At 68.3% G+C, this 13,617-nt stretch carries 17 protein-coding genes; 9 read left to right on the forward strand and 8 right to left on the reverse strand.

The genetic code is table 11. The features are described from left to right. Positions 1-10 precede the first annotated feature (10 nt). From A5648_RS11675 to A5648_RS11685, 3 genes are read right to left on the reverse strand one after another with little or no spacing between them, the layout of a single operon-like run. A complete protein-coding gene (locus tag A5648_RS11675) occupies positions 11-370 on the reverse strand; it encodes a DUF2304 domain-containing protein (protein WP_065024699.1) in 360 nt (119 codons plus the stop codon). Next, positions 367-1,092: a glycosyltransferase family 2 protein gene (locus tag A5648_RS11680; RefSeq protein ID WP_065024700.1), complete on the reverse strand. Its 726-nt coding sequence runs from the start codon at positions 1,090-1,092 to the stop codon at positions 367-369. Before A5648_RS11680 ends, A5648_RS11675 begins: the two co-directional genes overlap by 4 nt. An 8-nt stretch (positions 1,093-1,100) precedes the next feature. Beyond that, complete coding sequence (locus A5648_RS11685; RefSeq protein WP_065024768.1) at positions 1,101-2,372, reverse strand: hypothetical protein; 1,272 nt, start codon at positions 2,370-2,372, stop codon at positions 1,101-1,103. Between the two features lie 102 nt (positions 2,373-2,474). Between A5648_RS11685 and A5648_RS11690 the strand changes: the two genes are divergently transcribed. Then, entirely contained in the window at positions 2,475-3,485 is a 1,011-nt protein-coding gene (locus A5648_RS11690) for a TerC/Alx family metal homeostasis membrane protein (RefSeq protein WP_065024701.1), read from the forward strand. Here A5648_RS11690 and A5648_RS11695 read toward each other — a convergent pair. Further along, positions 3,474-3,911: a nitroreductase/quinone reductase family protein gene (locus tag A5648_RS11695; protein ID WP_065024702.1), complete on the reverse strand. Its 438-nt coding sequence runs from the start codon at positions 3,909-3,911 to the stop codon at positions 3,474-3,476. The genes A5648_RS11690 and A5648_RS11695 overlap by 12 nt on opposite strands. 107 nt (positions 3,912-4,018) lie before the next feature. On the opposite strand from A5648_RS11695, the gene A5648_RS11700 reads away from it, so the two are divergent. Further along, positions 4,019-4,771: a TetR/AcrR family transcriptional regulator gene (locus A5648_RS11700; protein WP_065024703.1), complete on the forward strand. Its 753-nt coding sequence runs from the start codon at positions 4,019-4,021 to the stop codon at positions 4,769-4,771. A gap of 110 nt (positions 4,772-4,881) precedes the next feature. Here A5648_RS11700 and A5648_RS11705 read toward each other — a convergent pair whose 3' ends face one another. Next, entirely contained in the window at positions 4,882-5,370 is a 489-nt protein-coding gene (locus A5648_RS11705; protein WP_065024704.1) for an inorganic diphosphatase, read from the reverse strand. A gap of 79 nt (positions 5,371-5,449) precedes the next feature. Here A5648_RS11705 and dacB point away from each other — a divergent pair, with 79 nt between their 5' ends. From dacB to A5648_RS23785, 6 genes are all read left to right on the forward strand, one after another. Then, positions 5,450-6,826, forward strand: a complete 1,377-nt coding sequence (gene dacB / locus A5648_RS11710; RefSeq protein ID WP_065024705.1) for a D-alanyl-D-alanine carboxypeptidase/D-alanyl-D-alanine endopeptidase — start codon at positions 5,450-5,452, stop codon at positions 6,824-6,826. Further along, positions 6,823-7,857 carry a zinc-dependent metalloprotease gene (locus A5648_RS11715; protein ID WP_082966451.1) on the forward strand — a complete coding sequence of 345 codons (1,035 nt, stop codon included), beginning with the start codon at positions 6,823-6,825 and terminating at the stop codon, positions 7,855-7,857. Before dacB ends, A5648_RS11715 begins: the two co-directional genes overlap by 4 nt. Then, positions 7,836-8,795 (forward strand): tRNA lysidine(34) synthetase TilS, encoded by a 960-nt coding sequence (tilS, locus tag A5648_RS11720; RefSeq protein ID WP_065024707.1) that lies wholly within the window; start codon positions 7,836-7,838, stop codon positions 8,793-8,795. Before A5648_RS11715 ends, tilS begins: the two co-directional genes overlap by 22 nt. A 17-nt stretch (positions 8,796-8,812) precedes the next feature. Then, on the forward strand, positions 8,813-9,457 hold the full coding sequence (hpt, locus tag A5648_RS11725; RefSeq protein ID WP_109470771.1) for a hypoxanthine phosphoribosyltransferase: 645 nt from the start codon (positions 8,813-8,815) through the stop codon (positions 9,455-9,457). Between the two features lie 269 nt (positions 9,458-9,726). Beyond that, positions 9,727-10,083, forward strand: coding sequence for a hypothetical protein (locus A5648_RS23780; protein ID WP_131810555.1), 357 nt, complete (start codon positions 9,727-9,729; stop codon positions 10,081-10,083). Between the two features lie 3 nt (positions 10,084-10,086). After that, a complete protein-coding gene (locus A5648_RS23785; RefSeq protein ID WP_131810556.1) occupies positions 10,087-10,674 on the forward strand; it encodes a hypothetical protein in 588 nt (195 codons plus the stop codon). 575 nt (positions 10,675-11,249) lie between these two features. Here A5648_RS23785 and A5648_RS11730 read toward each other — a convergent pair. The 3 genes from A5648_RS11730 to A5648_RS11740 all read right to left on the reverse strand — a co-directional run bounded on the left by A5648_RS11730 (position 11,250) and on the right by A5648_RS11740 (position 12,699). Beyond that, complete coding sequence (locus tag A5648_RS11730) at positions 11,250-11,666, reverse strand: type II toxin-antitoxin system VapC family toxin (protein ID WP_029249268.1); 417 nt, start codon at positions 11,664-11,666, stop codon at positions 11,250-11,252. Further along, positions 11,663-11,890, reverse strand: a complete 228-nt coding sequence (locus A5648_RS11735) for a CopG family transcriptional regulator (RefSeq protein ID WP_234787402.1) — start codon at positions 11,888-11,890, stop codon at positions 11,663-11,665. The genes A5648_RS11730 and A5648_RS11735 overlap by 4 nt, the downstream gene beginning before the upstream one ends. A 65-nt stretch (positions 11,891-11,955) precedes the next feature. Beyond that, positions 11,956-12,699 carry an SIMPL domain-containing protein gene (locus A5648_RS11740; protein ID WP_065024708.1) on the reverse strand — a complete coding sequence of 248 codons (744 nt, stop codon included), beginning with the start codon at positions 12,697-12,699 and terminating at the stop codon, positions 11,956-11,958. Between the two features lie 61 nt (positions 12,700-12,760). On the opposite strand from A5648_RS11740, the gene A5648_RS11745 reads away from it, so the two are divergent. Beyond that, positions 12,761-13,615 (forward strand): SCO6745 family protein, encoded by an 855-nt coding sequence (locus A5648_RS11745; protein WP_109470775.1) that lies wholly within the window; start codon positions 12,761-12,763, stop codon positions 13,613-13,615. Positions 13,616-13,617: the final 2 nt, after the last annotated feature.

A 13,617-nucleotide genomic window follows, 5' to 3' on the forward strand; every position in this document is an offset into this window, starting at 1 on the left:
AGTCGCCGAATTACTGTGTTTGTGGTTGATGCGGCGGTTCCGGCGGCTGGGCCTGCGCCAGCGCCATCACCCGCGCCAGCCGGGCATAGCGCAGTTCCAGGTCCCGAAAGCGCATGTAGGTGCTCAGCGTTGTGAAGGCGAACGCGATGATCAGGACGTAAAGCATCAGGTCGGTGCCGCGGCGCACCCCCAGCCAGTTCGCCACCACGGTGGTGTCGTCCGGGCGCAGCACCGCGTAGATGCCGGCCACCACGAACACCAGGTATCCCACTTTGACCCAGGCTCGCGATTGGGCGGACCGCCGGGACAGTAGCAGGTAGATCAACAGCGCCATCACCGCTGCGATCAGCAACACCTTGATCCAGTTCATCGCGACATCCTCTTGCGCAGCAAGCCGTCGAACATGATGTTGACGCCGTTGAGCAGCGGCTGGCCCTTCGCCTTGGAGTAGTCGGTGTAGAGCACTTCGACCGGTTCTTCGCCTACCCGCCAACCGTTTTCGGCGATCAACGCGATGAACTCCCCGGCGTGGCTCATCCCGTTCATGGTGAGGTCCAGCCCGTCGGCGACCCGCCGGTTGAACACCCGCAGGCCGTTGTGGGCATCGGAGAGCCCCAGCCGGCGGATCCGCGGGTTCAGCGCCACCGCGGCCCGCAGCACCAGACGTTTGAGAAGCGGCACCGCGGCGGCGGCCTCGGGCGCGGCGAACCGGGTGCCGATGACGATGTCGAGGTCCGCGCTGTCGAGACGCTCGATCATGCGTACCACGTCGGCCACCCGGTGCTGACCGTCGGCGTCGAAGGTGGCGAACAGCCGGGCGCCGGGTTGTCGGCGGGTGAACTCCACCCCGGTCTGGATGGCCGCGCCTTGGCCGAGGTTGACCGGATGACGCACGACGTAGGCGCCGGCGCGCCGGGCGATCACCGCGGTGTCGTCGGTGCTGCCGTCGTCCACGCAGACCACCGAAGCGAAAACCGACCGGATTCCGGCGATCACGTCGCCGATGACGGCTGCCTCGCCGAAGGCCGGGACGATGATCCAGACGTCGGGGTGAGGGGTCTCTGACCTGGTATCGATGCCTAAAAAATACACGTCCGCACTCAGGGCGCCGCGCGTAACGCGGCCAGATGCACGGCGATTCCCACCAGCGGCCCGCACAGCAGTGCGACGACGGTTCGGGTTGACAGGTCCAGCGGCAGCAGCAACAGCAACGTGGACGCCACCGTCGCGCCTACCCAGCCCAGCGCGTAGGCGCGATGCAGCGCCGCGGCCACGGTCGCTGCGCCGGTGAGCGTCAACAGCGCGATCGCGGTCGCCCCGGTGGTCAGGCCGGCCAGCAGCAGCCCGCCGGCGTTGTAGTCCTGGCCGAATACGGTGCGCAGCAGCCACGGGCCGGCCAGGCCGGCTGCGACCGTACCTGCCGCGCCCAGCGCGGCGACGGAGGCTGCCGGCGTGGCCAGCGCGCGCAGTCGCCGTCCGCGCTGGTCGACGAAGTGCGCAATGAGGTTGCCCTGCAACGCCGTCAGCGGCACCAGCAGCGGCGCGCGGGTCACGGTGACCGCCAGGATCACCACGCCGCCCTCGGCGCCCAGTTCGCCGTAGGTGGCCTGCAGCAGCACCGGAAAACCCATCACCAGGATCGCGCTGGCCCCGGCCGCGGTGATCGAATGCGCCGCGCCGCGCAGGAAGTCCGCGGTGCCCACCGCGGTCGAAAGCCGTGCCGCCGATCGGGCCGCGGCAGACGTGACCAGCAGCAGCAGCCAAGCCACCGCGCCCGCGACGGTGGCCCACAAGAACCCCACCAGGCCCCAGCCGATGACGAAGGTCGCGGTGGCCACCGCCACCCGGATTGCCGCGTCGGTCACCATCAACGCCCCGTACTGGGTCCACCGATTGGTGCCGGCCAGCGTGCCCAGCAGGGCGGCGTGCACGGCGAAGTTGGCCAGTCCGAAGCTGAGCAGCCCGACCGACAGCCAGCGCGCCTCGACGAAGACATGGCTGCTCCACAGCGGCGAGCTGGCGGCGACCAGCCCGGCCGCCACCAGTCCGGTCAGCCCGGCCACCCACAGCGGCCGGGTGTGCCGAGGCCGAGTCGATGGGTGGCTCGCCCCGCCCTCCCGGGCGAACCGGACCTCGCGGGTGGTCTCCTGCAGCAGGCCGTTGGCTGCCCCGGTGACCAGGCCGAATGCCCCCCAGAACACGCTGAATACCGAGAAGCCGGCCGGGTCCAGGTCGCGTGCCGCCAGGTACAGCACGGTGTAGCCGCACAATGCGCTGAGCAGCGTCGCGGTACCGACCCGGGCCACACTTGCGCGGGTGACGGGGCCGGCGGGCACGCCACTGGGGACGCCGGTACCCCCGATATCGGTCACCACGGCGAAAATACTAAGCGGGCTGCGGGGTACGGTCGGGCGTCCCGCTGCACAAGGTGGCACAAGCCCCAATTCGACACTGCTCAACGACCGGAGGCCACCTTGGACCTGTCGCTGTTGGAATGGCTGGTCACGTTCGCGGGACTGGCCGCGGTACTCGGCTTCGACCTGTTCCTGGTCGCCCGCCGGGTGCATGAGCCGTCGATCCGTGAGGTCGCGACCCGGCTGACGTTCTACATCAGCTTGGCGGTGGCGTTCGGCGTCTGGGTGTGGTGGCACCACGGCGCGAAGTACGGCATGCAGTTCTTCGCCGGCTGGCTCACCGAGTACAGCCTGTCGGTGGACAACCTGTTCGTCTTCGTGATCATCATGAACAGCTTCAACGTGCCCAAGAAGTACCGGCAGGAGGCGTTGTTCGTCGGCATCGTTCTGGCGCTGTCGTTTCGGGCGGTGTTCATCGCGCTGGGCGGTGTCGCCGTGCAACGGCTGTCCTGGACGTTCTACCTGTTCGGCGCCTTTATGGCCTACACCGCGATCAAACTGCTGCGCCACAGCGACCACGGTGTGGCCGGCGGCGACCACGGCGGCGGAACCGGCGGCAACAACATCGTGGTGCGGTTCGCCCGCACCCACTTCAACGTCACCGATCGGTGGGCCGGGGTGCGGTTCTTCGTCCGCGACCGCAGCGGGGCGTGGGCCGTCACCCCGATGTTCCTGGTGGCGCTGGCGCTGGGCACCACCGACCTGGTGTTCGCGATGGACTCCATCCCGGCCATCTACGGGCTGACCCGCCAGCCCTACCTGGTGTTCACCGCCAATGTGTTCGCCCTGATGGGGTTGCGTCAGCTCTACTTCATTCTCGGCAAGCTGCTGAACCGGTTCGTGTACCTGTCCATGGGCCTGGCCCTGATCCTGGGGTTCATCGGGGTGCGGATGGTGCTGCACGCGCTGCGCACCAACGAGGTGTGGTTCATCAACGGCGGCCGGAACTTCAACGTCCCGGAGATTCCCACGCCGGCGAGTCTGGCTGTCGTGGTCGGGGTGCTGGTGCTGACGACCGTGGCCAGCTTGTACCGGACCCGGGGGGCCTCCACGAGCCCGTCACCCGAGTGAGAAGACCGGCAGCGAGGCCGCCGCACGACGGAGGTCGTCGTCGCTGGACTGCGGCGTCAGACCCGCCATGTGCCCCTTGACTTGCCAGTACCAGCGCTGCAGATAGGCGCGCAGCAGCGCCGGTTTGTCGTCGTCGCCGACTTCGGTGACCCGGGTGGTTGCGGGGCGCCAGCGTGGGCCGAGCTGCACCTGGCCGGCGGCCCGCACGTTGCGGACCCATTCGGTGTTGCCGCGCGGCGCGACGAGGTAGTCGATGCCGTCGACGGTCAGCACGTTGACCACGACGCCGCGGCGCTTGCCGGTCTTGCGGCCGCGGACGGCGAGTGCGCGGGTGCCGGCAATGCTGAGGCCCGCTTCGGCGAGCCGGCGGATCACGGCGTTGGCGAAGCGGGCCGGTGCGCTGGGTCGGTCGTATCGGGTGGCCATCTCGCGTCCTTCCGTTATGAGAGCAGTGCTCTCGTTAAGGGGTGATCCTGACACGGCGGCCTTGGAAAAACAAGAGCAGTGCTCGCGGATCTGGCAGACTGGCCCGAGTGGGCAAACGGCAGGAGTCGCGGGAACGCATCGAAGCGCAGATCGTTGAGGTCGGTCGGCGCCATCTGCTGAGCCACGGGGCGGCGGGGCTGTCCCTGCGCGCCGTCGCGCGCGACGTCGGAATGGTGTCATCGGCGGTCTACCGCTACGTGGCCAGCCGCGACGAGTTGCTCACCCTGCTGCTGGTCGACGCCTATTCGGACTTGGCCGACACGGTCGACGCCGCCCGCGCCTCGGCGCCGCCGACGTCATCGTGGCGCGGCGACATCGTCGCCATCGCCCACGCCGTGCGGGACTGGGCGCTCGCGCACCCGGCCCGGTGGGCACTGCTGTACGGCAGCCCGGTCCCTGGATATCACGCGCCCGCTGAACGCACCGTCGCCCCGGGCACCCGGGTGGTGCGGGTGTTCTTCGACGCGGTCTGCGACGGCATCGACGCCGGAGACATCGCCTCCGTGAAACCCGTTGCAGCGCAACCAATGTCGTCGGACTTCGATCGCGTTCGCGAGGAATTCAGCTTCGCCGGCGATGACGCCGTCGTCGCGAAGTGCTTTTTGCTCTGGGCCGCCGTCGTCGGCGCGACCAGCCTGGAAGTGTTCGGTGGGTACGGCGACGACACCCTGACGCAACCGGGGGCGGTGTTCGACGCCCAGCTCGGACTGCTGCTCGGGGTGTTCGCGCAGCCGCCGGATCAACGCGGCGGTTCCAGCTTCGGCTCTCCTTCGTCGAGCCTCGCTAAACCGCCGGATTAACGCGGCGGTTCCAGCTTCGGCTCTCCTTCGTCGAGCCTCGCTAAACCGCTCGGTTCATGCGGCGGTTCCAGCTTCGGCTCTCCTTCGTCGAGCCTCGCTAAACCGCCGGATCAGTGACCCGAGGTCTTGAACCGTTCGATCGACCGGGAGACTTCGGCTTCGGCCTCGGCGCGGCCCACCCAGTCGGCGGCCTTGACGAACTTGCCCGGCTCGAGGTCCTTGTAGTGCACGAAGAAGTGCTTGATCGCGTCCAGTTCGTGCTCCGGGACATCACCGATGTCGGAGATGTGGTCCCAGCGGTGGTCACCGGCCGGCACGCACAGCACCTTGTCGTCGCCGCCGGCCTCGTCGGTCATCCGGAACATCCCGACCGGGCGGGCCTCCACCAGCACGCCGGGAAACACCGACTGCGGCAGCAGCACCATGGCGTCGAGCGGGTCGCCGTCCTCGCCGAGGGTGTCCTCGATGAAGCCGTAGTCGGCGGGGTAACCCATCGGCGTGTACAGGTAGCGGTCGAGCTTGACCCGCCCGGTGGCGTGGTCGACCTCGTACTTGTTGCGCTGGCCCTTGGGGATTTCGATGGTCACGTCGAATTGCACCGCGTCAGTCTAGAGCGGCGCGGATTCATGCCCGGACTCCGCCCGTCCGGCACAATTGGCCCCGACAGGCAGGAGAGACATGGACTCCACTCGGTGGCGACGCAGCAGCACCCGTCTGGGTATTGCCGCAGCGGTCCTGGCGCTGGCCGCAGCCGTGGTGGTGCTGGCAGCGGTCGTGCTTCCGGACGAGTCCGGTGCGGGCGCGCATTCCATGCCGCCGGCGCCGTTGGCGACCGCCAACCCGGGGGTGGTGCCGGTCACCGACGATGCCCCGGTCCCGACGGGCAGCGCCTTGGCGGCGGCCATGTCGGCCGCGCTGGCCGACCCCAACCTGGGCCGGCTCACCGGCCGGATCACCGACGCGCTGAGTGGCAAGGCGCTGTGGACGCAGCAGGAAGATCTGCCTATGCAGCCGGCGTCGACCAACAAGGTGCTCACCGCGGCGGCCGCACTGCTGGCGCTGGATCTCGGCGCCCGCGTCACCACCAGGGTGATCACCGGGGACCAGCCCGGCGTCGTGGTGCTGGTCGGCGACGGCGACCCGACGCTGTCGACGGCCGAGGTCGGCCAAGACACCTGGTACCGCGACGCCGCCCGGATCAGCGACCTGGCCGATCAGGTCCGCCGCAGCGGAGTGACGCCTACCGAGGTCCAGGTCGACACGTCGGCGTTCACCGGCCCCAGCATGGCGCCGGGTTGGGATCCCGACGACATCGAAGGCGGCGACATCGCCCCGATCGAGTCGGTGATGGTCGACGGCGGCCGCACCCAGCCGACCACCGTGGAGTCCCGGCGGTCGCTGACCCCGGCTCTGGACGCCGGACAGGCGCTGGCCGCGGCGCTCGGCGTCGACACCGACAAGGTCAGCATCGCAACAACTTCGGTGACCGGCCGCGAACTGGCTGCGGTCTCCTCGGCGCCGCTGGTGGTGCGGCTGGGCGAGATGATGAACGCCTCGGACAACGTGATGGCCGAAAGCATCGCCCGGGAGGTGGCCGCGGCGATGGGCCGGCCGCGGTCCTTCGCCGGTGCGGTCGAGGCAGTCACCAACCGGCTGGCCACCGCCCACATCGCGGTCAGCGGAGCCACGCTGATGGACGCCAGCGGGCTATCCGTCGACGACCGGTTGTCGGCGCGAACGCTGGACGCCGTGGTGCAGGCGGCGGCCGGTCCCGACCAGCCCGAGCTGCGGCCGCTGCTGGACATGCTGCCGGTCGCCGGCGGCAGCGGCACCCTGTCCGAGCGTTTCCTCAACCCGAAGGCCGGGCGTGGCGCGGCCGGCTGGCTGCGGGCCAAGACCGGCTCGCTGACCCGCACGAACGCGCTGGCTGGAGTCGTCACCGACCGCGACCGCCGGGTGCTGACGTTCGCGTTCATCTCCAACGATGCCGGGCCGACCGGGCGCACCGCGATCGACGCGCTGGCCGCGGTGCTACGGACCTGCGGATGCGGATGAGCGAGCTCGATATCGGACGCGCGGTGGACTGGGGGTTCGCCGCAACCGTCGGCGGCTGGCTGGCGCGCCCGGCGCCGCCGATGACCGACTACACCCGCGAACAGGTGATCGGCGACCTGTACCGCAGCGCCGCGTCCGCCGAACCGCTGGTGCGTGAGGTGACCGGATTGGGCTCCGACGGTCCGGTCCCGGAGGCGCGTGTTATCGACCGGCCCCAGTGGATCGCCGCGGCGGCGGAGTCGATGCGGCTGATGACCGGCGGCACCGAGAAGTCCGCCGGGTTCCTCACCGGCCGGCTGGCCGGGGCGCAGACCGGTGCACTGCTGGCGTTCGTCTCCTCGGGCATCCTCGGCCAGTACGACCCGTTCTGTCCCGGCGGCGGCGCGCTGCTGCTGGTCTACCCCAACGTGATCGCCGTCGAGCGGCAGCTGCGGGTGACACCGGCCGACTTCCGGCTGTGGGTGTGCCTGCACGAGGTGTCTCACCGGGTGCAGTTCTCGGTGAACCCCTGGCTGCCGGGCTACATGTCAGACGCACTGGCGGTGCTGACCGGCGAGAGCACCCCCGATGTCACCCAGGTGGTGGGCCGGCTGGCCGACTACCTGCGCCGCGGCCGAAATGCCGCCGATGGCACTGCGCCGACGGGGATCTTGGGTCTGGTGCGGGCCGTGCAGTCCGAGGAGCAGCGCACCGCCCTGGACCAGCTGCTGACCCTGGGCACGCTGCTCGAGGGTCACGCCGACCACGTGATGGACGCCGTCGGGCCGGCCGCGGTGCCCTCGGTGGCGATGATCCGCGACCGCTTCGAGGAACGTCGTCAGCGCAGCCAGCCGCCGCTGCAACGGTTGGTGCGGGCGCTGATCGGCCTCGACGCCAAGCTGAGTCAGTACACCCGCGGCAAGGCGTTCGTCGACGCCGTGGTCGGCCGGGTCGGCATGGACCGGTTCAACGCGGTCTGGTCGGGTCCGCAGACCCTGCCGCTGCCCGCCGAGATCGAAGAGCCGCAGCAGTGGATCGATCGGGTGCTCTAGCCCGGCTGCGCGCCGCGCTGGTGGCATTCGCCGACCAGCAGCTGCCCGAGGCCGGCCGCTGGTGTGTGGCGCTGTCGGGCGGCCCGGACTCGCTGGCCCTGACCGCCGTCGCCGCGCGCGAGCGACCCACCACGGCGCTCATCGTCGACCACCGCCTGCAAGCCGGCTCGGCGCAGGTGGCCGAGTTCGCCCAAAGCCACGCCCTTGAGCTGGGATGCGTTGCCGCACAAATCATCCCGGTGACTATCGACGGTTTTCGGGGCGGCCTGGAGGCGGCGGCACGCACTGCCCGGTACGCCGCCCTGGACCAGGCCCGCGACCAGGCTCCCGTGCTGCTGGGTCACACCCTCGACGATCAGGCCGAGACGGTGCTGCTGGGGCTGGGCCGCGGCTCGGGGCCCCGCTCGATGGCCGGGATGCGGCCCTACGACCCACCGTGGTGCCGGCCGCTGCTGGGGGTGCGCCGGGAGGTGACCCAGGATGCCTGCGCCGAGCTGGGCTTGACGCCGTGGCTCGACCCGCACAACAGCGATCGGCGGTTCACCCGGGCGCGGCTGCGCTCCGAGGTGCTGCCGCTGCTGGAGGACGTACTCGGTGGCGGGGTCGCGCAGGCGCTGGCCCGCACCGCGACCGCGTTGCGGGAGAACACCGAGCTCATCGATGCGCTGGCCGCCCAAGCGCTGCCCGATGTCGCGGACGGCCTGGACACCGCCCCGCTGGCCGCCTTGCCCGGCCCGGTGCGCCGCGCGGTGATCCGGCGCTGGCTGCTGGCCGGCGGCGGCCGCGGGCTGACCGACCAGCAGATCCGGGCGGTGGAGCGGCTGGTCACGCACTGGCGCGGACAGGGCGGTGTGGCGGTCGGATCGGAGCTGCGCGAACAGCGGCTGTTCGCGGTTCGTGGCGAGGGTGTGCTGCGGCTGCACCCGGAGCCGATCTGAGCATCGGGCGTGATTTTGTGCGGTGGAAGTTGGTTGTCGAACATCGCGCATGGCACGCTGTGCTGGTGGCTGCGTTCTCGCCGGGAGAGACACCCGAGTCATACGCCGGTGACATCAAGTCGGTACTGCTGACCGAAGAGCAGATCCGGGCCCGCACCGCCGAGCTCGGTGCACAGATCGCCGCCGACTACGCGGAGGGGCGCGACCGCGCCGAGAGCGGGGATCTGCTGCTGATCACCGTGCTCAAGGGCGCGGTGCTGTTCGTCACCGACCTGGCCCGGGCGATCCCGCTGCCCACCCAGTTCGAGTTCATGGCGGTCAGCTCCTACGGGTCATCCACGTCGTCGTCGGGAGTGGTGCGCATCCTCAAGGACCTCGACCGTGACATCAGCGACCGCGACGTGCTGATCGTCGAGGACGTGGTCGACTCCGGACTGACCCTGTCGTGGCTGCTGCGCAACCTGGCCGCCCGGCGGCCGCGGTCGCTGCGCGTGTGCACACTGCTGCGTAAACCCGACGCGGCGCGCGCCGCCGTCGACATCGCCTACGTGGGCTTCGACATCCCGAACGACTTCGTGGTCGGCTACGGCCTGGACTACATCGAGCGCTACCGCGACCTGCCCTACATCGGCACCTTGGACCCGCGGATCTACCAGAGCTGAACGTTCCGGGTGCCGGATTACGTCTACCCGGTTACCCGGGCCCGGACCTCTAGCGGCAGTAAAGCGATGGGACAGGAAGCGCATATGAAGCGAGCTAGCTTCGGCCGGGTTGCCGGATGAAGTTCCGCCCTGTGCGGTGACGTGGTATGTCTCGGTGTAGCTGTTCTCAGGCGACGGTGCATACCTAACCGACGAAGATTGCACTGCGGACGATGCTATGTCAGCGCTAGATCTCCTGGACCACCCCGTATGAACAGGAAGGCAGGCAAGTGGAAGATGCGGTCAGCCTTGAACCAGGCACCCACGGCTACCTCGCAGTAGAGACCGCGTCCGGTTTAATAAGCTGCCTCGTCACGGACGGTTGGATCGGGTGTGAAACACCGGAGAAGAACTGGCAATGCCACGAAGACGGAACGCCGTTTCATGGCGTAAAGTGTGACGCCAACGGGTCCATCGAATGGTCCGATGGCCAAATCGGCGCCTTGGCCAGAACAAAAATCGATCATCGAGTGTACCATGCACTCGGATGGACGATAACCGCGGTGGAGGATGACGGCCTTCGCTTCATCAATGAACAAACCGGCCACGGTATGTGGGTGACGCCTGACACAGTCGTAGAGTTGTGATCAGTGCCGTTCTTCGACCCAGAGCATCCTAGTTGGGTGTTCATCATAGGCCCAGCAATAGTGGTTGCGGCTGCTATCGCGCTTGACAATAGGTTGCGAGGCCCGTACTTCGCGATTGTGGACGTAGTCTTTGGGGACTTCGGATCCGGCTATCATTGGTACGACAAAGAAATTCTACTGTCGTTCGTTCGACGCGTCGCGTACATCATCGGGGTCGGCCTGTTGCTAAACGCATTTCACTATCGGCTCATCGACGTAGCGGCGGTTTTTCTTGTCGCAGGGTTCTTGATGATTTGGCCAGCGTTTGGTCACCCACTGCCAGTCCCAGCACGGAAGTCAGACTGGCATGTGCTGGCTGTCTGGGCCGCATACGTTGCGAGTGTCGTGCTCTTCGGCCTATTTGGTGCGCGGTCGTGGGCGCTCATTGGCGCAATTTCCGGTGACGAACCATGGAAGTTCATGCGCGGAAGCCTGCTATCGTGGGTGCTCACACTCATTGGAGCCCTGCTCGTCACCGCCTTTCGGGCACGTGCGCAAACGTCGATCTGGAACCGCGATAAGGGTGGAGAAAGGCCGGCCGGGCGGCGATGATCGATGACATGTTCCGATGGCAGTTGGAAATACTCGCCAACTCGCGTTCGTATCGAGAGAAGCTCGCGCAAATCAAGGCCTCTCGGCTGGACGATGCATCAGGCGATGCGGGGCCAGTCGATGTCTTGGCGTTACTAGCCTCCATTCTTCTCATCGAGATGCATCAACGCCCTGCCGTAAGTCGTGTTGCCGAGTGGATCGTGTCGACAGCGGTGCCAAGGAGTCTACGAAAGCCAATCACCCGCGGGCCCTTACAAATCGCGGACGGTCCCTGGAACTTGGACGCAGCGATCCGCGCAGCATATTCAATCCTTTCGACCGCCGTTGCTGGAACTCCCAGCGAAGAAGCCGCTATTTATTCCGCGGCTGTCGTATGGAATGGAAAAGCGGTACGCCAACCCTGCTCAGCGTATGGATACGGAGAAGTGCTCCATGTGGCATACGACATCGCGAGGCTAGCACTGCTTGAGATGCCGTCGGCCGCTCGTTGGACCACGCGGAAGCGCCCGCCTATCAGTCGATTGGACGCAACAGCAGTGTTACCTCCTGCGTCGAAAACGCCGGTGTCTGAGGCGTCATGGAAGGAGGGTGAAGGCCTCGATGTGGCACGGACGGACGATGCTGAAGTGACGACGGTCGACGGTCGCGACCTCATGGATGCCTAACCGTTCAGCCACGGTTACCACGGAGGCGTCTACGGTCCCCAGAGGGAGGTCTTGGTACCGCGCAACAAGTTCCGCGATCCGCAGCCAATCTCCTGCTGCGACCGACTCGACCGCGAAAGCACCATCGGCCAAGTCGCCGAGGAACCGCACCTCGCTTTCGACGCCCAGCCGGGTACCCAGTAGGTAAACCACCTCGGTGATGACGAGCGTCGGGACGATCAACGGGCCCGGATGGGTCTGCAGAAGCTCCAGCGACGACGCATGGTGCGCGTCGTCGGCGTCGACGTAGGCGTACAGGGGGCCCGCATCGACGACAATGGCCCCTATCGTCGGACCTCGGCGGCGAGAATCTCTTCGATACGTTCGGAGATATCGCTTCGGCCGCTGCGGCCGGCAGCCGCTGCGTTCAGGCGCCGGCGGCCACTGGTTTCGCCGAGGTATGCCTCGAGTGCTTCACGGCTGACCTCTGAGATGCTCAAGTTCCGTCGACGAGCCTCGTGTCGCAGCCGGGCATCCAACGCGTCGGGGATCTTGACGGTTGTCCGCTTCATGTATGCCAGCATACCGCGGTTTGCCATTCCGACGCCGAAGCGCGGCAGCCCGGAACACGCAGCGCTCAGTCCAGCTCCCACACCGCGGTCACCGAGAAGCTCACCGTCTGCTGGCCGGGCTCCACGGGGGGAGCGGCCATCGCGCGCGGCATCGGCATGCCGACCGGCGACGGCGGCGGCGTGCCATCGGCCACCTCGGAGATCGAGAGCACCCGGCCCAGGCGCAACCCGGACAAGTGCGCGTACTGCTCGGCCCGGTCCTTGGCGTCGTGGAAGGCCCGCTCGCGGGCGTCGCGCACCAGCTGCGAATCGTCCTCGATGGAGTAGCTGACCCCGTTGATCCGGGTGGCGTCCCCGCCGGCCCGCACGATCACGGCCAGCACCTGGGAGGCGGAATCGCGTTCGACCTTGACCCGGATCGTGTTGCTGGCGCGGTAGCCGGTGATGTTCGCCGACCCGCCCGCCTCGGCGTTGCCGTACTGCGGTTGCAGACTCACCTGGGTGGTGCTGATGTCCTTGCGGTCCACCCCGGCGTCCACCAGTGCGTCGATCACCGCCTGCTGGCGCTCACTGGTCTGGTTCATCGCGTTGGTGACATCGCCGGCGACGAACTCAATACCCGCCTCGGTGGTCAACGTGTCCGGAATGCCCTGTACCTCACCGGTTCCCACGACGGTCACCTGCCGGGCCTGGTCCGCGCCGACGACACCCGGCGCGGCGTCGCAGCCGGCGGTCGCGACGCCTACCAGGCTGGCCAGGGCCAGCGTCGTCGACCAGCGGAGAACCTTCCGGGCGCTGCGTGTCGGCATGAGTGGCACCCTAGCGGAGTCGATCGCAAGTCTGCGCCAAAGGATGCGGCACACTGAACCGATGACCGCCGCTCCCGCGAGAGCACTGTCCACGGCCATCGAGGCCTTCGCCGGGCAGGTGTACTTCGCCCCGGAGTGTCACCGCGGCTACGCGGCCCTGGGTTTTCGGCCCAGCCCCGCAACCTCCGGTGGCGTGGAGATGCCGGACGGGCCGGCCTACTTCTGCAGCCGTGGCTCGGCGCTGGGGCAGGCACCCGGTGCGGTGATCGCCGCGACGTTCGCGGTGTTCAACCCGGCGGTGGTGGTGCCGGCCGTCGACTATGGCTGGACGCTGACCGACGCGCCGACCATCCGGGCGGCCCGCACCGACGGTTCAGTCGCCCAGCTGCGGCGGGTCCTCGGTGAGTCCCCGGAGGGCCTCGCTCGCGCGGTAGAGCTGCTGCGCCGCGCCGCGGACGGACTCGCGTTGGCCGGCAAGCCACTATTCGCCGGGCTCGTCGCCGACGGACTGGCAGGCGATCCGCTCACCGATGCCTGGCAGCTGGCCGATCAACTGCGCGAATACCGCGGCGACGCGCACGTGAACGCTTGGACAGCAGAGGGATTCGACGGAGTAGAGATCGGCCTGATCACCGAGCTCTACCGCGGTTTTCGGCCGCGCACCTACGTCCGGTCCAGGGCCTGGTCCGCTGACGAACTCAGCGCCGGTGAGGAGCGGCTGGCGCAGCGGGGCCTGGCGCGCGACGGCGCACTCACCGACGCGGGGCGCGCGGCCCGCGAGTCGGTCGAGACGGCCACCGATGCGGCGTGTGCCCCGATCGTCGCCCGCCTCGGCGACGACTTGGGTGAGCTGGTCGAACTCGTCGGCGGGTGGTCGAAGCGGCTGCGTGCGGCCGGCGCCTTTCCCAGGGGATGACG

The sequence above is a fragment of the Mycolicibacter sinensis genome, assembly GCF_001673565.1.
Classification (GTDB): domain Bacteria; phylum Actinomycetota; class Actinomycetes; order Mycobacteriales; family Mycobacteriaceae; genus Mycobacterium; species Mycobacterium sinense_C.